The following is a 21,905-nucleotide window of genomic DNA, read 5'->3' on the forward strand; positions in this document are numbered from 1 at the left end:
GTGCCCGACCTGCGCGCGCTCGCCCTCGGCGCGGGTGCGTGGGTGGGGGCCCTCATCGTGCTGGTGCTCCCCGGCCGCGTGGCGTTGGGCTCGACGTGCGTGGTCACGGTGCTCGTCGGCGCCGGCGTGCTGCGCCGCCGCTTGGCCGCCGGCTGGCTCGGCCCTGTGGCCGCGCTCGCCGCCGTCGCGGGTGTCGCGGCCCTCCAGCAGACCCTCGTCGCCTCCTCGCCGCTGTCGGGCCTGGCCGACGAGGGCGCCGTGGTGACCCTGCGCCTCGAGCTCACGTCCGACGTACGCACCGTCACCGGGCAGTACGGCGACCTGCAGGTCGTGCGGGCCCGGGCATCTCGGGTCGAGGGGCGCGGCCGTGCCTGGTCGCTGGACGCGCCCGTCGTGGTGATGGCGGACGCGGACTGGCCGCGTCTGCCGCTGGGCACCGCGATCGAGACCACCGCCCGCCTGGTTCCTGGTGACGACGACGTGGCGGCACTGGTCCGCCCCACCGGTGACCCGCGGGTGCTCGGCGAACCGGACGTGTGGTGGGACGCGGCCGCGGCCGTACGCCGGTCGGTGCGCGCCGCGGTCGCCGGCCGGGATGCCGACGCCCGCGAGCTCGTCCCGGCGCTGGTGGTGGGCGACGACGGTGGCCTCGATCCCGAGCTCGCCGACGACTTCCGCACCACTGGACTCACCCACCTGCTCGCCGTCAGCGGCACCAACCTGACCCTCGTGGTGGGGTTCCTGCTGATCCTGGGCCGCTGGCTCGGGGTCCGCGGACGGTGGCTGCACGCGCTCGCCGCGGTCGGGATCGTCGGCTTCGTCATCACCGCCCGGGCCGAGCCCAGCGTCGTACGGGCGGCCGCGATGGGCACGGTCGCGCTCGTCGGGATGGGTCGCAACGGCCGCTCGCGAGGCACTCGCGGGCTCGGGGTGGCGGTCCTCGGTCTGCTGCTGGTCTGGCCCCGGCTCGCGGTGACGGCCGGGTTCGCCCTGTCGGTGCTGGCGACCGCCGGGATCCTGCTGCTGGCGCCCGTCTGGCGTGACGCACTGATGCGCTGGGCTCCCCGGTGGGTGGCCGAGGCGGTCTCGGTGCCACTGGCGGCCCAGGTCGCCTGTACGCCGGTGGTCGCGGCGCTCTCGGGACAGGTGAGCCTGGTGGCGGTCGGTGCCAACCTGCTGGCCGCCCCAGCGGTCGCGCCGGCCACGGTGCTGGGCCTGGCCGGTGGCCTCCTCGGACTGGTGTGGGCACCGCTCGGGACGGTGGTCGCGGCACCGGCGGCCTGGTCGGCGGGGTGGATCATCGCCGTGGCCCGGTCGGGAGCCGACGTCCCGACCGCAGCCGTGGACTGGGGGACCGGCCCGGTCCCGCTCCTCGCGCTCACGCTGGCGTGCCTGGCCGCCGTGCCGCTCGCGCCACGGCTGCTCCGCCGGCCCGGCTCGGCGCTCGCCTGCACCGGGCTCCTCGCCGTGGTGATGCTCGTACGTCCGCCGACCCCGGGATGGCCGCCCGACGGCTGGGTGCTGGCCGCCTGCGACGTGGGCCAGGGTGACGGGCTCGTCATCCGGGCAGGGGAGCACGCGGCGGTGGTGGTGGACGCCGGTCCCGAGCCGACCGCGATGGACGCCTGCCTCGACCGGCTGGAGGTCCGCTCTGTGCCGCTGCTGGTGCTCACGCACTTCCACGCCGACCACGTCGGCGGGGTCGACGGCGTGTTGGAGGGGCGCGAGGTCGGGGAGATCGAGGGCACGTCGCTGCTCGAGCCCGCGACGGGCGTGCGAGCGGTGACCTCGTTGGGGCGCGAGCCCGGCCTGGCGGCGTACGGCATGACGCGGACGGTGGGCGAGGTGACCCTGCAGACCGTGTGGCCGCGTCCCGGGGACACCGCGGGCGACGCCGGCGAGAGTGCGCCCAACAACGCCAGCGTGGTTCTGGTCGCGGAGGTGGCGGGCGTGCGGATCCTGCTGACCGGCGACGTGGAGCCGTCTGCCCAGGCGGCGCTGGCGCGTGACCTGGCCGGGTTGCGGGTCGACGTGCTGAAGGTCCCCCACCACGGGAGCCGGCGCCAGGACCTCGACTGGCTGACCTCGCTCGGTGCCCGGCTGGCGGTGGTGTCGGTGGGGGAGGCGAACGACTACGGCCACCCGGCGCCCGAGATCGTGGCGGCGCTGACCGCGGCGGGCACGCAGGTGTCGCGCACGGACGTGTCCGGCGACGTCGTCGTGGTGGTGCGCGACGGCGAGGTCGGTGTCGTCACCCGCGACTAGGCTGGGCGCACCATGGCACGCACCCCCTCAGCCGCACAGGTCCTCGGCCACGTCGTCCTCGTGACGGGCAAGGAGGAATACCTCTCCGCCCGGACCGTCGCCTCGGTCCGTGACGCCGTCCGCACGCACGACCCGGACTCCGAGTTCGCCGAGTCGGCCGCCTCCGAGCTCACGCTCGCGTCGCTCGGCGAGATGGCCGCCCCGTCGCTGTTCTCCTCGATCCGCTGCGTGGTCGTCCGTGGCCTGGAGGACCTGCCCGACGAGTCCGTGGACGGGCTGCTCGACTACTGCGGGGCCCCTGCCGAGGACGTCGCGCTGGTGCTGGTCCACTCCGGTGGCCCCAAGGGCAGCGGAGTGCTCACCAAGCTGCGCAAGCTCGCGGCAGTCACCGAGGTGAAGTCGGAGGAGATCAGGGCCGGCGACATGCCGGGCTTCGTGACCTCCGAGGTCGCCTCCCACGGCGCGAAGATCGACCCCGAGGCCGCGACCTTCCTCGTGCAGGCCGTGGGCACCGATCTCCGCTCCCTTGCGGCCGCGGCCGAGCAGCTCACCAACGACTTCCACGGCGAGCAGCTCACCGTGGAGAAGGTCCAGCGCTACTTCGGCGGACGCGCCGAAGCCAAGTCGTTCACCGTCGCCGACGCCGCGTTCGCGGGCAAGCGGGCGGTGGCGCTGGAGGAGCTGCGCTGGGCGCTCGACTCAGGCACGGCCGCCGTGCTGGTGACCTCGGCGATGGCGGCCTCCGCGCGGAGCCTCGCGCGCTACCTCGGTGCTCCGCGGGGCGCCCGCGACGCCGACCTGGCCCGCGATCTGGGCGTCCCGCCGTGGAAGGTTCGGACCGTCCGCGACCAGTCCAGGTCATGGAGCCCCGAGGGCATCGCCGCCGCGGTCCGCGCGGTCGCGGTGGCTGACGCCGACATCAAGGGCCAGGCCCACGACGCGTCCTACACCCTGGAGCGGCTGGTGCTCACGGTCGCCGGGCTGCGCGACTCCCGCTGACCCGACTCCGACTCGGGTGGGAAATGCGAAACACCCGCCACGAGGGCGGGTGCTTGCTGGAAGGGACGCGTCAGAGCGAGGCGGCCTTCTTGGCGATCGACGACTTGCGGTTGGCGGCCTGGTTGCCGTGGATGACACCCTTCGAGGCGGCCTTGTCGAGCGCCTTCATGGCGTCGCGACCGGCGGCTACGGCGGCGTCCTTGTCGCCGGCGTCGGCCAGCTCGCGGAACTTGCGAACGGCGGTCTTCAGGCGCGACTTGACGGCCTGGTTGCGCTGACGGCGCACCTCGTTCTGCTTGTTGCGCTTGATCTGGGACTTGATGTTCGCCACGTGTGAATCCTCGATGCTGGAGCTGGACGGATGAGAAGTCTGGTGCTGTCGGCTGCCTGGCAACCCTGGTGAGGGCGAGGCGCCGGACATGCAGGGAGAAACACTACCGGCAGGCGTCGCTCGCGCCCAAATCCGTCATGCTCCCGCTGTGGGTGGCCGACCCGTGCGCCGTGAGACCGCGTCCAGCATGCGCCGCGACTGGCGGATCCGGAAATCGTTGAGCGTCGGGAGGTTGACGTCCACGGCCGTCACCGAGCGTACGGCCAGGTGGGCACCGATGCCGGCGAGGAACGCCGTCACGACGTCGTCCCCCGCTGCGGTGAGCGCGGGGGAGGACGCGATCGACTCGTCGAACCAGGGCTCGTCCATGCGCTCCAGCCGCGCCAGGAGGGGGTCCGCCCACGCGGGGCCGCGGGCCGCGGCTCCCCAGTCGACGAACACGATCTGGCCGCCCGGGCGACGCAGCAGGTTGTCGACCCGGATGTCCCAGTGGGCGACGTGGCACATCGGTCGACCGGCGTGCTCGCGCAGCGTCTCGGCCCAGCCGTGGGGGTCGTCCCGTAGCCACTCGGGCACAGGAGCCTCGGCGGGCGCGTCGGCGAGGGTGCTGAGGGAGTCCGCCCACGTCCGGAAGACGGACCGCAGGTCGACCAGCGGCACGTCCGCGGGCACGTCACGCTGCTGCAGGACCTCGGAGAGCCGGTCGGTCCCCTCGAGGACGGCCCCGAGCTCGGCGTCGTCCGTGAAGTCGGGGTGGCGCTCCTCGACGTCCTCGATCAGGAGGGCCACCCAGTCGCCGTCGTCGTACGACGCCAGCAGCCGTGCCCACAGTTCGTGCTCGCCGAGGTGCTCGAGCACGCCGATCTCGCGGCGGAACAGGGCGGGGGTGTCGGGGTTGAGCGCGGCGCCGACCGCCTTGACGAACGCCTTCGTCCCGTCGGCGCACGTCAGCCTCGTGGCACAGCCCGGCGACATGCCGCCGACCTGCTCGGCGACGTCGACGACCGGCGAGCCGAGCGTGCGCTCCACCCACGCGCGCACCGGCGGCGGCACGCCGTCGTACGGCAGGCGGACGCCGACCGCGCGCGGAGCGGTCACGCCCATCCCCGGCGCTCGGCGAGCCAGTCCCAGCAGACGTCGCCCTGCCAGCGCTGGTGGTCGCGCAGGTGGGGGGACGTCGGCGGCACCGGCTGCTCGGCCTGGGAGAAGAAGTAGCCGACGTAGAGCGCGAGGTTGATGTCGAAGGCCTCCGCGTCGACGTCGCACAGCAGGCGGCGCTCGGCGATGACGCGGTCCACGTCGATCCCCTCGCCCCGTGGCCCGATCAGGGCGGCGAAGGAGTCGAACCACGCGGCGGCACGCACCGGCCAGTTCCAGTCGCAGACCAGGGCGCGGCCGTCGGGGTCGATCAGCACGTTGTCGGACCGGATGTCGGTGTGCGTCAGCGTCTCGCCTCCGACCACCTCGCTGAAGCGGCGGGCCAGCGCCTCCGCCTCCGCGAGATGGCCCGGATCGAGGTCGGTGCGCGTCGCGTGGATCGTCGGCCAGCCCTCCAGGAGGGGTGCGAAGTCGGCCTCGGCGGTGTCGAGGTCGAGCCCGGGCGGGGGCGGGGTCAGCGCGTCGGCGGCGACCTCCAGCGAGTCCAGCAGCGCGTCGAGGTCGTCCTGCTGCCAGGGGCGTCGGGGCGTGCGGGCGGCGACGTACTCGATGCCGAGGACCACCCAGTCGTCGTCGAGGTGCCACAGCAGCCGGGGTGCCGGGACGGACGCGGGCAGCGCCGCGAGCTTGCGGGCCTCCTCGCGGTAGGACTCGGCGAACATCCGCTGCGCCTTGACCGAGGCCGCCTTCACGAAGTGGCGCGAGCCGTCCTCGCACACCAGCACGGAGGCGAACCCGGGTGTGAAGCCGCTCGTCTGCGAGATGGCCGAGCGGACGGGGGAGCCGCACCGGCGCTCGATGTAGGCCCGCAGGTGCGGCGGGAGGAACGCCCACTCCAGCCGGCGGGCGGTCCGGTCGTGCGGGACGGGGTAGGGCGCGACGCGCGGGCGGGACATGGCGGCATCCTTCCCCACGTCGCGCGTCCGCCACGACCCGATATCGGAGGGTCGACGGGCATTGACCGCTTCCCCGGCACGGTGGATCGTCTGCGCCATGAGCACTGCGTCCATCCCTCGCGCCGCACAGCTGCCGCAGACGGACCCCGACACGGCGCGTGACCTGGCCGTCGCCGAGTACGACGCCCTGCTCGCCATGGTCGACGCGTTCGAGGCTCCGCACTGGGACCTGCCCACCGACTGCACCGAGTGGCGGGTGCGCGAGATGGTGGCCCACCTCGCCGGCGCCGCCGAAGAGGCCTGCCGCCTCCGAGTCCTGCTGCGGCACCAGGCCGCCGCGCTCAACGGCGTACGACGTCGCGAGGCGATGGCAGACGCGCTGTGCGCGGTCCAGATCGCCGACCGCGCCGGCCTCTCCGACGCGGAGCTGGCTGCTGACCTGCGTCGGTGGGCCGCGGGGGCACCGGACGGCCGGCGCCGCCAGCCGGCGCTCCTGCGCCGGCTCCCGATGCCTCCCTTCGCCGGCCTGCGGCCCGGGAGCACGCTCGCCTACGTGCTCGACGTGATCTACCTGCGTGACGTCTGGCTCCACCGGGTCGACCTGCAGCGCGCGACGGTGGTGGAGATGCCGAGCTCGCGGGCCGAGGGCGAGGTGGTGGCGCAGGTGGTCCGCGACCTCGACCTGGAGTGGACCGGGCCGGCGTTCACGCTCGAGCTCACCGGTCGGGCTCCGGGCCGCTGGGTGGTGGGGGCGGGCGAGCCCGTCGCAGTCGTCGTCGAGGACGCCGTGGCCCTGATGCGGCTCCTGTCCGGGCGCAGCGACGAGTGCGTCCTGGTGACCGACGGGGACGCTGCCCTCGCTGACCGGCTGCGCGCGGCACGCGTGGTGTTCTGAGACGAGGCGAAACCCGGCTGCGCGCCGCGCCCCGGGGGCGGCAGGATGGGCGCGTGCCTGAGCTCGTCCTCCCCACGACACGTGTCCGTCACTCGTTCCTGGAGGCGATGGACGAGTTCGTCGCCGAGGGCGCCGAGTTCTCCCAGACCGCGGCCTGGATCGACGCGCACGCTCCCGGCTGGCACGACCCGACGGCCTTCGCGGCGTTCGTCGAGGCGGTCAGGGCGGACGCGGAGGAGGACAGCCCCCGCCCCGAGTGGCACGTCCCCTGCACGACGCTGTGGTGGGTCGACGGCGAGGACTACCTCGGCCGGATCGCCATCCGGCACCGCCTCACCGACTTCCTCCTCGACGTCGGTGGCCACATCGGCTACGACGTACGCCCCACGCGCCGCCGCGAGGGCCACGCCACGGCCATGCTGCAACAGGCGCTGCCGTGGGCGCGAGACCTCGGGATCGACCCGGCCCTGGTCACCTGCGACGAGGACAACCTCGGCTCCGTGCGCGTGATCGAGGCCGCCGGCGGCGTGCTGGAGGACGTACGCGGGATCAAGCGCCGCTACTGGGTCCCGACCTCCTGAGCGCGAGGTTCCGCGACGGGAGCAGCGCGGGTGCGGGTGGCCGCACCGACGCCGACCACCGCGACGACCAGTCCGACGAGCTGGGTGACCGACAACGTCTCGTCGAGGACCACCCACGCGAGCACGGCCGTGACCGGAGGGCTGAGGAAGAACAGGCTGGCCGCGGCTCCGGAGCCGCCACGCAGCACGAGCAGCGCCAGCAGCATGAGACCGACGATCGAGTTCACGACCGCGAGGAACAGGACGGCGACGAGGGCCTGCCGAGCGTCAGTGACCGGCCACGTGCCCTCGCTCAGCCACCCGAGCACCAGCAGCGGAGGCGCCGACACCGCGAACTGGACCGCTGCCGACCAGAGGAGGTCGGGACGTGCCCCGATCCACCGCTGGCCCAGGGTGCCGAGGCTGAGGGTGAGCATGCTGAGGCCTCCGACCAGCACCGCGACTGGGCCGCCGGCGTGGCCGAGGTCCGCGCCCAGCACGAGGAGCACGCCCACGACGCCGACGACGAAGCCGACCACCTGGACCGGCGAGACCCGCTCGCCGAGGAGAGCGGCCGCGAGCAGGGCGGTCAGCACCGGGCTGAGGGCGTGGAACAGCGACGCCAGGGTCGCGCCGAGCCCGAGGTCGAAGGCGACGTACATCAGGCCGAACTGCACGGCGTTCATCACCAGGCCGACCGCCGCCACCCGACGCAGGGTGGTGCGGTCCATCCGCGTCGGGCGGCGCAGCGCCAGCGCCAGGCCGGCGGCGAGGAGGGCGGCGATGACGAACCGCCACGCCAGCACCGAGAACGGCGCGGCGGCATGGACCGCGGCCGGTCCCGAGATGTAGCCCGACGACCACACCAGCACGAAGGCGGCCGCCGGCACCAGCGGGAGATGTCTCGCAGATCCGAGCTGGGACGTCACCCCGGCACGCTAGCGTCCGCGGATGTCTGACTGCCCCGCCGTCGCCGGTTCGGCCCGCCATCGCCCGCGTGGAAGAATGACCCGACCCCGTCGTCGTACTCCCGAAAGCAGTCCGTGAGCCTCAAGAACGCGCCCAAGCCTGGCTCGACCGACCCGTCGATCATCCGCAACTTCTGCATCATCGCGCACATCGACCACGGCAAGTCGACGCTGGCCGACCGGATGCTCCAGCTGACCGGGGTGGTCGACGAGCGTGCGGCGCGTGCGCAGTACCTCGACCGGATGGACATCGAGCGCGAGCGCGGGATCACGATCAAGTCGCAGGCGGTCCGGATGCCGTGGACGGTGCCGGCCGACAACGACGAGGGTGCCGAGCCCGGGACGTACGTCCTCAACATGATCGACACCCCCGGCCACGTCGACTTCACCTACGAGGTGTCCCGCTCGCTCGAGGCGTGCGAGGCCGCGGTCCTGCTGGTCGACGCCGCTCAGGGCATCGAGGCGCAGACGCTGGCCAACCTCTACCTCGCGATGGGCGCCGACCTCCACATCATCCCGGTGCTCAACAAGATCGACCTGCCGGGCGCGATGGTCGACAAGTACGCCGCGGAGCTGGCGGGCCTGGTCGGCTGCGAGCCGGAGGACGTGCTGCGGGTGAGCGCCAAGACGGGGGTCGGCGTGGCCGGCCTCCTCAACGAGATCGTGCTGCAGACCCCACCGCCTGTCGGCGACGCCGACGCACCCCCGCGCGCCCTGATCTTCGACTCCGTCTACGACACCTACCGCGGAGTCGTCACCTACGTCCGCGTCATCGACGGCAAGCTCACCCACCGCGACCGGATCAAGATGATGTCGACCGGCGCGGTCCACGAGATGCTCGAGGTCGGCGTGATCAGCCCGGAGCCCGTCAAGGCGGCCGACCTGGGCGTCGGCGAGGTCGGCTACCTCATCACCGGGGTGAAGGACGTCCGCCAGTCCCGGGTGGGTGACACCGTCACGAGCCAGCACCACGGTGCGACGAAGGCTCTCGGCGGCTACAAGCACCCCAACCCGATGGTCTACTCAGGCCTCTACCCGATCGACGGCGACGACTATCCGACCCTGCGCGACGCCCTCGAGCGGCTGCAGCTCAACGACGCCGCCCTCACCTTCGAGCCGGAGACCTCCGGCGCCCTCGGTTTCGGCTTCCGGATCGGCTTCCTCGGCCTGCTCCACATGGAGATCACCCGTGACCGGCTCGAGCGCGAGTTCGACCTCGACCTCATCTCCACCGCGCCCAACGTGGTCTACGAGGTGGTGATGGAGGACGGCTCCAAGCAGGTGGTGACCAACCCCAGCGAGTACCCCGAGGGAAAGATCGCCGAGGTCCACGAGCCGGTCGTCAAGGCCACGATCCTCAGCCCCAGCGACTACATCGGCACGATCATGGAGCTCTGCCAGACCAAGCGCGGCAACCTGCAGGGGATGGACTACCTCTCCGAGGATCGCGTCGAGATGCGCTACACGCTGCCGATGGGCGAGATCGTCTTCGACTTCTTCGACCAGCTCAAGTCGCGCACCAAGGGCTACGCCTCGCTCGACTACGAGCGCTCCGGCGAGCAGGCCGCCGACCTGGTCAAGGTCGACATCCTGCTGCAGGGCGAGCCGGTGGACGCGTTCTCGGCGATCGTGCACAAGGACGCGGCCTACGGCTACGGCGTGATGATGGCCGGCAAGCTCAAGGACCTCATCCCGCGCCAGCAGTTCGAGGTGCCGATCCAGGCCGCCATCGGCGCCCGGGTCATCGCCCGCGAGAACATCCGCGCCATCCGCAAGGACGTGCTCGCCAAGTGCTACGGCGGTGACATCTCCCGCAAGCGCAAGCTCCTCGAGAAGCAGAAGGCCGGCAAGAAGCGGATGAAGAACATCGGCACCGTGGAGGTCCCGCCCGAGGCCTTCATCGCCGCTCTGTCCACCACCCAGCCGACCGAGAAGGCCGGCAAGAAGTAGGCCCGAGGAAGTAGGCCAGAGGAAGTAGGCCAGGAGATCGATGGCTCCGATCGTCCGCAGCGACGAGGTCGTGCCGCAGCCGTGGGCCAACGGCGGTGGCACCACGCGTGAGCTGTTGCGCGACGACGACGGGGCGTGGCGGATCAGCCTGGCCGACATAGGCGCCGACGGACCCTTCTCCGCGTTCCCCGGTCGGCACCGGCTCCTGACCCTGGTCGAGGGCCCCGTGCTCGACCTGGAGGTCGACGGCGAGGCCCACGTGGTGGAGCCGCACCGTCCCTTCGCCTTCTCCGGCGACGCCGTGGTCGTGGCGTCGGTCCCCGAGGGCGCCGTACGCGTCCTCAACGTGGTCGTCGACCCGCAGGTCGTGTCGCCGTTCGTGACCGTGCTAGAGCTGGGCAGGTCCTCGGCCGTGCCGCTGGCCGAGGACCAGGCGGCGTACGTCATGCAGGGCAGCGACTCCGGCTGCCTCGTCACCGGCCGCGGCGCGCTGTCCGGACGCTGCACCGTCGCTGTGATCACGCTGCAACGCCACTGACCTCCCCCGGAGGAGAGCGCGCGCTACACCTGCTCCCTCGTGAAGGTGACCTCGGTGACGTCGATGCCCAGAGCCGCCTCCAGCGCGGCGACCGGCTCGTCGAGCTCGGCCTTGCGGGGGCGACGCGTACGGGCGAACCAGACCACCTCGAGCGGCCTGCGCCGAGCGGTGCCCGTGGCACGCCAGAAGCCGCTGATCCTGCCGTCCACGAGCAGCGGCGGCAGCAGCATGCCGTTGGAGTCGTTCCAGAGCCGCCGGTGGTGCTCGGGTGTCACGAAGCGCTCGCGCGCCTTGGGGTCGTAGCCGCACAGGAGAGCGTCGAACTCCGGGAGCAGCCGGACTCCCGGCAGGTCTCGCGGCGCCGGTGCCGACGGCAGGTCGAGGTACGTACGCCCGTCGGGGCCCTCGTCCTCGCGCACGTCGAGACCGGCCAGTCCCTCGTCCACCGAACCGAGAGAGAGCCCGGCCCACCAGGCGATGTCCTGGCGCGACGAGGGGCCGTGCGCGGCGAGGTGGAGCCGCACGACGTCCGTGAGCGAGGCCGGACCGGTCCGGTCGAACGTGCCGTAGACGGGCTTGCCCTGCCCCTCCCAGCGGTCGCCGGACGCGGGACGCCGCACCAGGGCGCCGTGTGCGAACGCGAAGTAGCGCCCCGGGCCGGTCCGGGCCGCTGCCTGCGCCTGCGACGAGCCGTTCTTCTCCAGCCACTCCGAAAGGTGCTCGCGCAGCTCGTCCGGGGTCCGCCACTCCCGGGCGAACTCCTCGATGGAGACCCAGAGGTCGGCGATCTGGTCGTCGGTGATCGCCATCATCCGCGCCCAGCGGGGGTGCTGGCCGACTCGCGTGGCCTCGGCGAGCACGGTGTAGTTCGCCGGGCTCGCCGTGTGGACGGTGCCGCGGATGGTGCTGCCCCGCACGACGGTCCCGGCGGCGTACGCCGCGCTGACGGCCTCGTGGGTGATGCCGGGAAAGCGGGCGCCGAGGCCGATGAACGCCGAGCGAGCCGTCTGGGTCTGCATGTCGCCGATGGCGTGCACGGCCGCGGCGGCGTCCACGGCGCCATCCGGTGCACCCGTGTCGTCGGGGAACTGGCGGGCCAGGGCGGCGCCGGCCAGGTCCTCCCAGGAACAGGCCATGTCAGCCCCGCATGGGGCCGCCGGGGCGGCCGTAGGACTCGGCGACGATCTCGGCGACCACGGAGAGGGCGATCTCGCCCGGCCCCTTGCCTCCCAGGTCGTGTCCCGCCGGCACGTGCAGCCGGGTCACGTCGACGCCCTCGGCGACGAGCTCGTCAAGGAGTCCCGCGGCACGGCGCCGACTGGCCATCATCGCGACGTAGGCGGCCTCCGAGGCCAACGCGGCGCGGAGCACGCGCGGCGCGTCCGGGGCGTCGTGGTCGCAGAGGACCACGGCGTCCCCGGCCCGTGGCTCGAGTCCTTCGCCGCCGTCGTCGACCGCCTCGACGAGCACGTCGCGGCCGGCAGCGGTCGCGATCGAGGCGATGGCCTGGGAGATCGGGTTGTCGCTGAGGACCAGGATCCGTCCGTGCTCCGCCTGGGCGTCCGACCACGGCTGCTGACGCATGCTCATACGCGTACTCGCTTCGCTCCGTGCGCGCATGAGGCACATGTCGCGCTGTTCTTGTCGATGAGCTCGCTGACGCTCGCTCATGCCGGCCACCCTAGGCTCGCCGCATGCCCGTCACCATCCCGCCGGCACTGCTGTCCCAGCGGGAGCTGGGCGAGGACTGGGCGCTCTGGCTGGACCGGCTGCCCCGCCTCACCGAGGAACTGCTCGCCGAGTGGCGCCTGGTGCCCGTCGCCGTCGCGCTCCACGGCTTCTGCTCGCTGGTGGTGCCGGTCGTGGACGCCGACGGGTCTCCGGGTGCGCTCAAGGTGAGCTTCGACGGCGACGAGGAGTCGCTGCACGAGGGACTGGTCCTGCAGCACTGGGGTGGGCGAGGCGCCGTACGCCTCCAGCGGGCGGACCCGCACCGGCGGGCGCTGCTGCTGGCCTGGCTGCCCGGCCCCGACCTGGGCGACGCCTGGGACGTCGAGGCCTGCGAGGTGGTCGCCGGCCTCTACCGCAGGCTCCACGTCCCTGCCCTGCCGCAGCTGGCCACCGTGTCCTCGTACGTCGAGCGCTGGCTGGGCGAGCTGGCCGACCTGGGCCGCGACCTCCCGATCCCTCGGCGCTACGTCGAGCAGGCGCTGGCGACCGGACGCGACCTGCTCGCGGACGGAGGCGGGGGACAGGTGGTGGTGCACGGTGACCTCCACTACTTCAACGTGATGGCCGACCCGTCCGGTGAGTGGCTGGCCATCGACCCCAAGCCGATGAGCGGCGACCCCCACTACGAGCTCGCGCCGATGCTGTGGAACCGGATGGACGAGCTCAGCGCACCGGGTGCGGTCGGGTCGGTGCGCGACGGCCTGCGCCGGCGCTTCCACGCCCTCGTCGACACGGCGGGGTTCGACGAGGAGCGAGCCCGCGACTGGATGGTCGTGCGGATGGTCATCAACGCCGGCTGGACGGTGCAGGACGCCCGGCGGGCCGGTCGCAAGCTGTCGGGAGACGAGCAGGACTGGGTCACCCGGTGCATCGCGATCACGAAGGCCGTGCAGGACTAGTTTGCGGACTCGGGCGAGACAAATGCCGCTTTTGCTACCGCTCGGTAAACCCAGTGATCTAGGTTACAACCCAGTCAGCAGCACGCCCCGCTGTGTGACGCACGGCGTCACGCTCCGACGAATGAGTAGGTAACAGATGGCGATCACTATCGACACGTCCTTCATCGACACGATGCCCGCCAACGTGGCCGTCCAGTTCTTCGACCGCGTCACCGCGACCCCCGACGCCGAGGCCTTCCGCTTCCCGCGCGGGGAGGCGTGGGAGTCGGTCACGTGGAAGCAGGCGGGGGACAGGGTCGAGGCGCTCGCCGCGGGCCTGATCGCGCTGGGCATCCAGCCCGAGCAGCGCGTCGGCATCGCCTCGGGCACGCGCTACGAGTGGATCCTGGCCGACCTGGCCATCATGTGCGCGGCGGGTGCGACGACGACGGTCTACCCGAGCACCAACGCCGAGGACACGACGTACATCCTCGGTGACTCCGAGAGCCGCGTGGTCTTCGCCGAGGACGACGTGCAGCTCGCCAAGCTCACCGCGCACCGTGCCGAGCTGCCCCATGTCAGCAAGGTCGTGACGTTCGACGGCAAGGCCGACGGCGACTGGGTCATCACCCTCGACGACCTGGCCGCACTGGGTGCCGAGAAGCTCGCCGAGCAGCCCGACATCGTGCGCACCACGTCGGAGACGATCAAGCCCGACCAGCTCGCCACGCTGATCTACACGTCCGGCACCACCGGCCGGCCCAAGGGCGTGCGGCTGCGTCACTCCTCGTGGGTCTACGAGGGCGAGGCGATCCGCGCGCAGGGCATCCTCGGTCCCGACGACCTGGAGTTCCGCTGGCTGCCGATGGCGCACTCGTTCGGCAAGGTGCTGATGTCGACCCAGATGGCGTGCGGGTTCGCCGCCGCCATCGACGGCCGGGTGGAGAAGATCGTCGACAACCTGGGGGTCGTCAAGCCGACCTTCATGGGTGCCGCGCCGCGCATCTTCGAGAAGGCTCACGGCCGCATCGTCACCATGCAGGCCGCCGAGGGCGGTGCCAAGGAGAAGCTCTTCAAGAAGGCGTTCGAGGTCGGCCTCCAGGTCGAGCGGCTCAAGCGCGAGGGCAAGTCGGTCCCGCTGGGACTCAAGGTCCAGCACGGCCTGTTCGACAAGCTGGTCTTCACCAAGATCCGCGACCGCTTCGGTGGAAACGTCCGCTTCTTCATCTCCGGTGCCGCGGCGCTCAACCGCGACATCGCCGAGTGGTTCGGCGCGGCCGGCATCACGATCCTCGAGGGCTACGGCCTGACCGAGACCTCGGCGGGCTCCTTCGTCAACCACCCCGACCAGAACAAGTTCGGCACGGTGGGTCCGGTCTTCCCGGGCAGCGAGGTCAAGCTCGGGGACAACGACGAGATCATGATCAAGGGTCCCGGCGTGATGGACGGCTACCACAACCTCCCCGAGGAGACCGCCAAGACGCTGACCCAGGACGGCTGGCTGCACACCGGTGACAAGGGCGCCCTCGACGAGGACGGCCACCTGGTCATCACGGGCCGCATCAAGGAGCTCTTCAAGACCTCCGGCGGCAAGTACATCGCCCCGCCGGCGATCGAGTCGAAGTTCAAGGCTGTCTGCCCCTACGCCAGCCAGTTCATGGTCTTCGGCGAGGAGCGCAACTACTGCGTCGCACTCGTCACGCTCGACCCGGATGCGATGGCGGGCTGGGCCGAGGCGAACGGCATGGGCGGCGCGTCCTACACCGAGATCGTGCAGTCCGAGCAGGCGCAGAAGATGGTCGGCGACTACGTCGAGGAGCTCAACAGCCACCTCAACCGCTGGGAGACCATCAAGAAGTGGAAGCTCCTCGACCACGACCTCACGGTCGAGTCGGGCGAGCTCACCCCCTCGATGAAGGTCAAGCGCAACGTCGTCCAGGACAACCACCGGGCCGTGATCGACGAGATGTACGCCTAGTCCAGGTCCGGGCGCCAGCCTCCTCACAGGAGGCGCACAGCCAGACACGGTCGAATGGGTGTCAGTGGGAGACCACTGGCACCCATTCGCCGTTGTCGAGCCGTTCGGCAGCCGCTTCGCAGCCTCCAGGAGCACACACATGACCGCACACCACGACCCCGAGCACGAGCACGACCTGGGCCTCCAGCACGACCTCGGGACCCTGGAGCGGCGTGGCCTCTCACGCCGCATGGGCCGGCGTGGCGTTCTCGGCGTGCTCGGCGGCCTGTCCGTCGTCGCCGTCGCGGGGTGCGCCGACGACTCCGGGCGCGAGATCCCCGAGGAGACGGCAGGTCCCTTTCCCGGCGACGGGTCCAACGGACCCAACCTGCTCACCGAGAGCGGCGTCGTCCGCAGCGACATCACGACCAGCTTCGGCTCGGCCTCCGGCGTCGCCGACGGCGTACCCCTCGCCCTGCGCTTCAAGGTCTACGACCTCACCGGCGACGAGGTCGAGGTGATGGCCGGCGCGGCGATCTATGCCTGGCACTGCGACCGCGACGGCGCCTACTCGATGTACGACGGCGCCGCGGCCGACGAGAACTACTTGCGCGGCGTGCAGGAGGCCGACGCCGACGGCTGGGTGGAGTTCACCACGATCTTCCCGGGCTGCTACGCCGGTCGCTGGCCGCACGTGCACTTCGAGGTCTACGAGTCCCTCGACACGGCGACCAGCGCCTCCAACAAGCTCCGCACCTCCCAGCTGGCCTTCGACCAGGACGTCTGCGAGACGGTCTACGCCACGTCGGGCTACGAGTCGTCGCTCTCCAACCTCGCGCAGGTCAGCCTGGACTCCGACGGCATCTTCAGCGACGGCTACTCCCTCCAGATGGCGACGACGAAGGGCTCGGTCACCGACGGCTACACCGCCACGCTCAACGTGCCCATCTGACCGGCCGGTCAGTGGGTGCGCGGCGCCGGCGGGCGCGCGTGGTTGGATACCCGCGTGCCCCCCGCGCAACCCGACGGAGACGTCGCTCCCGAGGACGGCCTGCTGCCCGACGAGGCGTGGGCCGAGTTCGGTAGCAAGCCCTTCGGCCTCTATGTCCACGTGCCCTTCTGCAGCGTGCGCTGCGGCTACTGCGACTTCAACACCTACACCGCCCACGAGCTCGGCGACGAGGTCGGCGCCAGCCGGTCGTCGTACGCCGAGGCGGCGATCCGCGAGATCCGCTTCGCGCGTCAGGTGCTCGGCCACCGCGACGTGCAGATCGAGACGATCTTCTTCGGCGGAGGTACGCCGACGTTGCTGAAGCCCGCCGACCTGGGAGCCGTCGTGGCCAGCGCGGCCGCTGAGTTCGGCCTGGCCGACGGTGTCGAGATCACGACCGAGGCCAATCCCGACAGCGTCGCGGCCTGGGACCTGGAGGAGCTGCGCACTGCCGGCTTCAACCGGATCAGCTTCGGGATGCAGTCGGCGGTCGACCACGTCCTGCGCACGCTGGACCGCACCCACGACCCCATGCGTGTCCCCGCTGCCGTCGACTGGGCGCGCTCGGCCGGCTTCGACGACGTCAGCCTCGACCTGATCTACGGCACGCCGGGGGAGTCGATCGCGGACTGGGAGACCTCCGTCGAGACCGCCCTCGCCTGCGAGCCCGACCACATCTCCGCCTACTCGCTCATCGTCGAGGACGGCACCGCGATGGGCAGGCAGGTGGCCCGCGGAGAGCTGCCGATGCCCGACGAGGACGACCTCGCCGACAAGTACCACCTCGCCGACGAACGCTTCGCCGCCGCGGGGATGCAGTGGTACGAGGTGTCCAACTGGGCCACCTCGCCCGATCACTGGTGCCGGCACAACCTGCTCTACTGGACCGGCGGCCACTGGTGGGGCGTGGGCCCCGGCGCGCACTCCCACGTCGGTGGCGTGCGCTGGTGGAACGTCAAGCACCCCGCTGCGTACGCCGAACGGCTGGGCCGTGGCGTGTCACCGGCCCTGGCCCGCGAGGTGCTGGGGTTCCGTGACCAGAGGATCGAGCGGATCCTGCTCGAGATCCGCCTGGTGGAGGGCCTGCCGGTGACGGCGCTCGACGCCGCGGGGCGCTCCCAGGTCGCCCGGCTCGTCGCCGACGGCCTGGTCGAGCTGGCGGCCGAGCGACTCGTCCTCACCCTGCGCGGCCGCCTCCTCGCCGACGCCGTGGTCCGCGACCTCACTGACTAGCGCCTCCGCTTCGCTTCGGCGCAGATGTCAGCCCGTGGTGAAGTCGATCAGCTCCTCGACCCGGCCCAGCAGGGCGGGCTCGAGGTCGGCGTACGACGTCACCCGGCCGAGGACGTGCTTCCAGGCGCGGGCGATGTCGGCCTGGTCGCGGTGCGGCCAGCCGAGCTGCTGGCAGGTGCCGGTCTTCCAGTCGATGCCCTTGGGGACGTGGGGCCACCGGGGGATGCCGAGGCGGTCGGGCTTCACGGCCTGCCAGATGTCGATGAAGGGGTGGCCGACGACGAGGACGTGCTTGCCTATGGGGGAGCGGGCGATGCCCTGGGCGATGCGCGCCTCCTTGGACCCCGGCACCAGGTGGTCGACCAGGACTCCGACGCGGCGCTGCGGGCCGGGCTTGAAGTCGCGGAGGTGGTCGGCGAGGTCGTCGACTCCGCCGAGGAACTCCACAACCACACCCTCGATGCGCAGGTCGTCGCCCCAGACCTTCTCGACCAGCTCGGCGTCGTGGCGCCCCTCGACGAAGATCCGGCTCGCCCGGGCCACGCGCGCACGCGCGCCCTTGACCGCCACCGATCCCGACGCCGTACGCGCGGGGGCCGCCGGGGCGCCGCCGCGCACCGGGCGGGTGAGGATCACCGGCTTGCCCTCGAGCAGGAAGCCCGGGCCGAGCGGGAACGTACGCCGCTTGCCACGCCGGTCCTCCAGGGTCAGCGTGTCGATGTCGCGGTCGACCGCCACCACCTCGCCGACCCAGTCGGCGGTGACCTCCTCGACGACCATGCCGAGCTCGGTGGGGACCTCGACGGCGCGGCCGTTGGCCGGCTTGCGCCAGTCGGTGGAGAGGACGTCGGTTCCGTAGCGATCGAGAGGCACCGACTCACCGTAGGTCGCCGCGGTCGGCAAGCCCGGGTGGCACGCCGGTCGCGACCCGATCGTGACGGATCAGTCCGGCGCCTCGGTGGGGCTGTCGGCGGGGCTCCCGGCGGCCGAGGTGTCCTCGGTGCCGGCGTCGGGCTCCTTGGTGGCCTGGCCCGCGCCGCCACCGGTCGCGGCGTCGCCCTCCTGGTCAGGAGCCTGGCTCGCGCCGTCGTCGTTGCCCAGGCCCTCCTGGGTGGCGTCCATCTCGAGCTCGTCCCGGTCCTTGGTGGACTCGTCGTCCGGGTCGAGGGGCTGGGCGAGCGGGTTGTCCTCGCTGGGCTGGAGGTCCTCGGGCAGCTGGTCGTCGGAGATGCCGCCGATCCGCTCGGAGTCCGGCGAGGTGGTGTCGCCGGAGTGGTCGGAGTCGGCCGGGCTCGTTCCGCTGGAGGCTTGCGGGGTCTCGGTGGAGGAGGCGGGATCGGTCTGGGGCTCGCTGTTCTCGCTCATCCTCCAGTCCTACCGAGGCTCGGCGATGCCCGTCCAGCCCCCTCGGGGTGTGGGGTCAGATGAGCGGCAGGCGCTTCTGGCTGCGCGGGAGGTGCTCGTAGCCCAGCCGTACGGCGCTCTCGAGGCGCTCGGGGTCCCACGGCCACTCGCCCTGGGCCAGGGCCTGCGACTGGGGCACGCCGCGCGAGGCGAGGTCGCGGATGGTCTCGGCGATCACCCCGAGCTCGATGCGCTGGTCCTGGACGAAGTCCTTGTCGACCACCTGCCCGTGCCCCGGCACCACGACGGTGGCGTCGGTCATCAGCCCGATCACGAGGTCGAGGGTGGTGGGCCACTCCAGGGGCCAGGAGTCGTCGCCGATGAAGGGCGGGTCGGACTCCTCGACCAGGTCACCGCCCAGGACCACGTCGGCGTCGGGGATGCGGACGACGAGGTCGCCGGCGGTGTGCCCACGTCCCGGGTGGATGAGCTCGACGGCCCGGTCGCCCAGGTCGAGCTGCACCGCGGAGGAGAAGGTGTGGGTGGGCAGATGGAGCGTCGTGGCGAGGATCTCCTCGCGCCGCGGGTGGTCGGGCTGCTGGCCGTAGCTCTCGAAGGTGCGGCCGGCCGACTCCTCGATGTGGTCGCGCGCCCACTCGGTCGCGTGGATCGGCACGTCGCCGAACTGCTCCACCATCGTGGCGTTGCCGAAGTGGTGGTCCCAGTGCTCGTGGGTGTTGACCAGGCCCGTCAGCGGTCCCGCACCGAGTCGTCGTACGTCGTCGGCGACGACGCGCGCCTGCGCGGCCGACCCGTGGGTGTCGACCATGAGCAGGCCGTCGGAGCCGCCGATGAGGGTGATGTTGACGTGCATCCAGTCGTAGTGGGCCACCCAGACCCGCGGCGCCACCTCCTGGAAGCGTGGGGTGAGGTCGGGCATGTCCGCGAGCCTACGGACTCCTAGTAGTCTTGGCACTCAGTGTGAACGAGTGCCAATCCCAAGCCAGATCGAGTCCAGCGAGGAGGGCCGCCGTGGTCGACGACCGCAAGCTCGACGTGCTGCGCGCGATCGTCGAGGACTACGTCGCCACCGAGGAGCCCGTGGGCTCCAAGGCGCTGGTCGAGAGGCACGGTCTCGGCGTGTCGCCGGCGACCGTCCGCAACGACATGGCGGTGCTGGAGGAGGAGGGCTACATCCACCAGCCCCACACCAGCGCCGGCCGGATCCCGACCGACAAGGGCTACCGCCTCTTCGTCGACAAGCTCGCCACGCTCAAGCCGATGAGCGCGGCCGAGCGCCGGGCGATCGCGACCCTTCTCGACGGTGCCGTCGACGTGGACGACGTGGTGCAGAAGTCGGTGCGGCTGCTCAGCCAGCTGACCCACCAGGTCGCGATCGTGCAATACCCCACGCTCTCCCACTCGACCGTGCGCCACGTCGAGCTCGTCGCGCTGACACCGACCCGCGTGATGGTGATCCTGATCCTCAGCAGCGGCCGGGTCGAGCAGCGCCTCGTCGAGCTGGACGAGCCGATCACCGACACCGACCTCGCCGAGATCCGGGCCGCGGTCAACCAGGCGAGCGCCGGCGTGCAGATCGCGGCGGCCGCGGCCGGGCTGGTCGACCTGCCCGACGCCGTACGTCCCGAGCAGGCGGCGCCCGCCCGCGCCGTGGCCAGCGTGCTCACGGAGGCCATGTCCGACCACCGCAGCGACGAGCGCGTCGCGGTGAGCGGCACCGCCAACCTGGCCCGCTACGGCGACTTCGACACAGCCGTACGCCCTCTCCTGGAGGCACTGGAGGAGCACGTGGTGCTGCTCAAGCTGCTGGGGGAGTCGGGCAGTGACGCTGTGACTGTCCGCATCGGCCACGAAGGCCCCTACTCCGAGCTCGCCGCGACCAGCGTGGTGACCACCGGCTACGGCCCGCAGCAGTTCCACCTCGGCTCCCTGGGCGTGGTCGGACCGACCCGCATGGACTACCCCGGATCCATGGCAGCCGTGCGCGCCGTCGCGCGCTACGTCTCCCGGATCCTCGATGAAGGAAACCAGTGACTCAGGACCCCTACGAGATCCTCGGCGTCTCCCGTGACGCGAGCGCCGACGAGATCAAGAAGGCCTACCGCAAGCTCGCCCGTCAGCTCCACCCCGACGTCAACCCGGACGAGGCGACGCAGGAGCGGTTCAAGGACGTCTCGCGCGCCTACGAGGTGCTGAGCGACCCCGGCAAGCGGGCGGCGTACGACCGTGGCGGCGACGCGTTCAGCCAGGGCTTCGGCGGTGCCGGCCAGGGGTTCTCCTTCACCGACATCATGGACGCCTTCTTCGGCGGCGGTGCGGCCGGCGGTGCCGGGACGCGTGGCCCGCGATCGCGGGCGCGGCGCGGCCAGGACGCCCTGATCCGGCTCGACGTCACCCTGGCGGAGGCGGCCTTCGGGGTGACCCGCGAGATCAAGGTCGACACGGCGTTGACCTGCGGAGCCTGTGAGGGCAAGGGCACCGCGCCCGGGACCTCGCCGATCACCTGCGAGACCTGCCACGGCCAGGGCGAGGTCGCTGTCGTGCAGCGGTCGTTCCTCGGTGAGATCCGCACCCTGCGTCCCTGTGCGGCGTGCCGCGGCTACGGCTCGATCATCCCCGACCCGTGCCGGGAGTGCTCCGGCGACGGGCGGGTGCGCTCGCGCCGCACGCTCACGGTGAAGATCCCGGCGGGAGTCGACCACGGCACCCGGGTCCAGCTCACCGGCCAGGGCGAGGTCGGCCCCGGCGGCGGTCCGGCGGGAGACCTCTACGTCGAGATCCACGTCGAGCCCCACAAGACCTTCACCCGCCACGGCAACGACCTGCACACGACCATCTCCCTGCCGATGACCGCTGCCGCGCTCGGCACCCAGCTGACGTTGCCGCTGCTCGAGGCCGACGTGGCCTCCAGCGACTCCGAGACGGCGACGTTCGAGCTCGAGGTCCGGCCCGGCACCCAGTCCGGCACCGAGCAGGTCATCCGGGGCTTCGGTGTGCCGAGCCTGCGCGGTGGTCGCGGCGACCTGATCGTGAGCATCTCGGTCGACACCCCGACCCGTCTCGACGCGCGCCAGGAGGAGCTGCTGCGCGAGCTGGCGGCGATCCGCGGCGAGGAGACTCCGGACGGTCAGGTCGAGGCCCCGCACAAGTCGATGTTCGGCCGGCTGCGCGACGCCTTCCAGGGCTGAGC

The 21,905-nt window shown here is 71.9% G+C and carries 21 protein-coding genes; 12 read left to right on the top strand and 9 right to left on the bottom strand.

The genetic code is table 11. The features are described from left to right. Both J3P44_RS18285 and holA read left to right on the top strand, forming a co-directional pair. Window positions 1–2,265: a ComEC/Rec2 family competence protein gene (locus J3P44_RS18285; RefSeq protein ID WP_255891894.1), complete on the top strand. Its 2,265-nt coding sequence runs from the start codon at window positions 1–3 to the stop codon at window positions 2,263–2,265. Window positions 2,266–2,277: 12 nt separating this feature from the next. After that, a complete protein-coding gene (holA, locus tag J3P44_RS18290) occupies window positions 2,278–3,264 on the top strand; it encodes a DNA polymerase III subunit delta (RefSeq protein WP_255891895.1) in 987 nt (328 codons plus the stop codon). A 70-nt stretch (window positions 3,265–3,334) separates the two neighbouring features. Here the strand turns inward: holA and rpsT are convergent, their stop codons facing one another. The 3 genes from rpsT to J3P44_RS18305 form a co-directional block, all read right to left on the bottom strand. Further along, window positions 3,335–3,595, bottom strand: coding sequence for a 30S ribosomal protein S20 (gene rpsT, locus J3P44_RS18295; RefSeq protein WP_255891896.1), 261 nt, complete (start codon window positions 3,593–3,595; stop codon window positions 3,335–3,337). A 135-nt stretch (window positions 3,596–3,730) separates the two neighbouring features. Further along, the gene (locus J3P44_RS18300; protein ID WP_255891897.1) at window positions 3,731–4,693 is read right to left on the bottom strand and encodes an aminoglycoside phosphotransferase family protein; all 963 of its coding nucleotides are present in this window, start codon (window positions 4,691–4,693) and stop codon (window positions 3,731–3,733) included. Beyond that, window positions 4,690–5,649, bottom strand: coding sequence for a phosphotransferase family protein (locus J3P44_RS18305; RefSeq protein WP_255891898.1), 960 nt, complete (start codon window positions 5,647–5,649; stop codon window positions 4,690–4,692). The genes J3P44_RS18300 and J3P44_RS18305 overlap by 4 nt, the downstream gene beginning before the upstream one ends. A 97-nt stretch (window positions 5,650–5,746) precedes the next feature. Here J3P44_RS18305 and J3P44_RS18310 point away from each other — a divergent pair, with 97 nt between their 5' ends. Together J3P44_RS18310 and J3P44_RS18315 are read left to right on the top strand one after the other, a co-directional pair. Next, window positions 5,747–6,544: a maleylpyruvate isomerase family mycothiol-dependent enzyme gene (locus tag J3P44_RS18310; RefSeq protein ID WP_255891899.1), complete on the top strand. Its 798-nt coding sequence runs from the start codon at window positions 5,747–5,749 to the stop codon at window positions 6,542–6,544. Between the two features lie 53 nt (window positions 6,545–6,597). Continuing rightward, on the top strand, window positions 6,598–7,125 hold the full coding sequence (locus J3P44_RS18315) for a GNAT family N-acetyltransferase (protein WP_255891900.1): 528 nt from the start codon (window positions 6,598–6,600) through the stop codon (window positions 7,123–7,125). On the opposite strand, the gene J3P44_RS18320 is transcribed toward J3P44_RS18315, so the two are convergent. Continuing rightward, window positions 7,104–8,033, bottom strand: a complete 930-nt coding sequence (locus J3P44_RS18320) for a DMT family transporter (protein WP_255891901.1) — start codon at window positions 8,031–8,033, stop codon at window positions 7,104–7,106. The two genes, J3P44_RS18315 and J3P44_RS18320, sit on opposite strands and share 22 nt — an antisense overlap. Window positions 8,034–8,147: 114 nt before the next feature. Between J3P44_RS18320 and lepA the strand changes: the two genes are divergently transcribed. Both lepA and J3P44_RS18330 read left to right on the top strand, forming a co-directional pair. Then, on the top strand, window positions 8,148–10,022 hold the full coding sequence (gene lepA / locus J3P44_RS18325; RefSeq protein WP_255891902.1) for a translation elongation factor 4: 1,875 nt from the start codon (window positions 8,148–8,150) through the stop codon (window positions 10,020–10,022). A 40-nt stretch (window positions 10,023–10,062) separates the two neighbouring features. Next, a complete protein-coding gene (locus J3P44_RS18330; protein WP_255891903.1) occupies window positions 10,063–10,560 on the top strand; it encodes a HutD/Ves family protein in 498 nt (165 codons plus the stop codon). A gap of 23 nt (window positions 10,561–10,583) precedes the next feature. Here the strand turns inward: J3P44_RS18330 and J3P44_RS18335 are convergent, their stop codons facing one another. Both J3P44_RS18335 and J3P44_RS18340 read right to left on the bottom strand, forming a co-directional pair. Continuing rightward, window positions 10,584–11,696, bottom strand: a complete 1,113-nt coding sequence (locus J3P44_RS18335) for a winged helix DNA-binding domain-containing protein (RefSeq protein ID WP_255891904.1) — start codon at window positions 11,694–11,696, stop codon at window positions 10,584–10,586. Window position 11,697: 1 nt separating this feature from the next. Next, window positions 11,698–12,144, bottom strand: coding sequence for an XdhC family protein (locus J3P44_RS18340; protein WP_255891905.1), 447 nt, complete (start codon window positions 12,142–12,144; stop codon window positions 11,698–11,700). 110 nt (window positions 12,145–12,254) lie between these two features. Between J3P44_RS18340 and J3P44_RS18345 the strand changes: the two genes are divergently transcribed. From J3P44_RS18345 to hemW, 4 genes are all read left to right on the top strand, one after another. Next, a complete protein-coding gene (locus tag J3P44_RS18345; protein ID WP_255891906.1) occupies window positions 12,255–13,190 on the top strand; it encodes an aminoglycoside phosphotransferase family protein in 936 nt (311 codons plus the stop codon). A 136-nt stretch (window positions 13,191–13,326) separates the two neighbouring features. Continuing rightward, the gene (locus J3P44_RS18350; RefSeq protein ID WP_255891907.1) at window positions 13,327–15,147 is read left to right on the top strand and encodes an AMP-dependent synthetase/ligase; all 1,821 of its coding nucleotides are present in this window, start codon (window positions 13,327–13,329) and stop codon (window positions 15,145–15,147) included. 139 nt (window positions 15,148–15,286) lie between these two features. Continuing rightward, window positions 15,287–16,078, top strand: a complete 792-nt coding sequence (locus J3P44_RS18355) for an intradiol ring-cleavage dioxygenase (RefSeq protein WP_255891908.1) — start codon at window positions 15,287–15,289, stop codon at window positions 16,076–16,078. 54 nt (window positions 16,079–16,132) lie between these two features. Further along, window positions 16,133–17,350 carry a radical SAM family heme chaperone HemW gene (hemW, locus tag J3P44_RS18360; protein ID WP_255891909.1) on the top strand — a complete coding sequence of 406 codons (1,218 nt, stop codon included), beginning with the start codon at window positions 16,133–16,135 and terminating at the stop codon, window positions 17,348–17,350. A 27-nt stretch (window positions 17,351–17,377) separates the two neighbouring features. On the opposite strand, the gene J3P44_RS18365 is transcribed toward hemW, so the two are convergent. From J3P44_RS18365 to J3P44_RS18375, 3 genes are all read right to left on the bottom strand, one after another. Then, complete coding sequence (locus J3P44_RS18365; protein ID WP_255891910.1) at window positions 17,378–18,223, bottom strand: DUF3097 domain-containing protein; 846 nt, start codon at window positions 18,221–18,223, stop codon at window positions 17,378–17,380. 69 nt (window positions 18,224–18,292) lie between these two features. Continuing rightward, the gene (locus J3P44_RS18370) at window positions 18,293–18,715 is read right to left on the bottom strand and encodes a prolipoprotein diacylglyceryl transferase (RefSeq protein ID WP_255891911.1); all 423 of its coding nucleotides are present in this window, start codon (window positions 18,713–18,715) and stop codon (window positions 18,293–18,295) included. Between the two features lie 55 nt (window positions 18,716–18,770). After that, complete coding sequence (locus tag J3P44_RS18375) at window positions 18,771–19,634, bottom strand: MBL fold metallo-hydrolase (protein WP_255891912.1); 864 nt, start codon at window positions 19,632–19,634, stop codon at window positions 18,771–18,773. A gap of 92 nt (window positions 19,635–19,726) precedes the next feature. Between J3P44_RS18375 and hrcA the strand changes: the two genes are divergently transcribed. Continuing rightward, entirely contained in the window at window positions 19,727–20,749 is a 1,023-nt protein-coding gene (hrcA, locus tag J3P44_RS18380; RefSeq protein ID WP_255891913.1) for a heat-inducible transcriptional repressor HrcA, read from the top strand. After that, entirely contained in the window at window positions 20,746–21,903 is a 1,158-nt protein-coding gene (gene dnaJ, locus J3P44_RS18385) for a molecular chaperone DnaJ (protein ID WP_255891914.1), read from the top strand. The genes hrcA and dnaJ overlap by 4 nt, the downstream gene beginning before the upstream one ends. The last annotated feature ends 2 nt before the right edge of the window (window positions 21,904–21,905 follow it).

It is taken from the genome of Nocardioides astragali (assembly GCF_024436375.1).
GTDB lineage: Bacteria > Actinomycetota > Actinomycetes > Propionibacteriales > Nocardioidaceae > Nocardioides > Nocardioides astragali.

Bases quoted from the DNA above. Each gene is read 5' to 3' on its own strand.
- holA (WP_255891895.1), top strand. From the start codon at position 2,278: ATGGCACGCACCCCCTCAGCCGCACAGGTCCTCGGCCACGTCGTCCTC.
- J3P44_RS18305 (WP_255891898.1), bottom strand. From the start codon at position 5,649: ATGTCCCGCCCGCGCGTCGCGCCCTACCCCGTCCCGCACGACCGGACC.
- J3P44_RS18310 (WP_255891899.1), top strand. From the start codon at position 5,747: ATGAGCACTGCGTCCATCCCTCGCGCCGCACAGCTGCCGCAGACGGAC.
- J3P44_RS18330 (WP_255891903.1), top strand. From the start codon at position 10,063: ATGGCTCCGATCGTCCGCAGCGACGAGGTCGTGCCGCAGCCGTGGGCC.
- J3P44_RS18335 (WP_255891904.1), bottom strand. From the start codon at position 11,696: ATGGCCTGTTCCTGGGAGGACCTGGCCGGCGCCGCCCTGGCCCGCCAG.
- J3P44_RS18340 (WP_255891905.1), bottom strand. From the start codon at position 12,144: ATGCGTCAGCAGCCGTGGTCGGACGCCCAGGCGGAGCACGGACGGATC.
- J3P44_RS18345 (WP_255891906.1), top strand. From the start codon at position 12,255: ATGCCCGTCACCATCCCGCCGGCACTGCTGTCCCAGCGGGAGCTGGGC.
- J3P44_RS18350 (WP_255891907.1), top strand. From the start codon at position 13,327: ATGGCGATCACTATCGACACGTCCTTCATCGACACGATGCCCGCCAAC.
- J3P44_RS18355 (WP_255891908.1), top strand. From the start codon at position 15,287: ATGACCGCACACCACGACCCCGAGCACGAGCACGACCTGGGCCTCCAG.
- J3P44_RS18370 (WP_255891911.1), bottom strand. From the start codon at position 18,715: ATGAGCGAGAACAGCGAGCCCCAGACCGATCCCGCCTCCTCCACCGAG.
- J3P44_RS18375 (WP_255891912.1), bottom strand. From the start codon at position 19,634: ATGCCCGACCTCACCCCACGCTTCCAGGAGGTGGCGCCGCGGGTCTGG.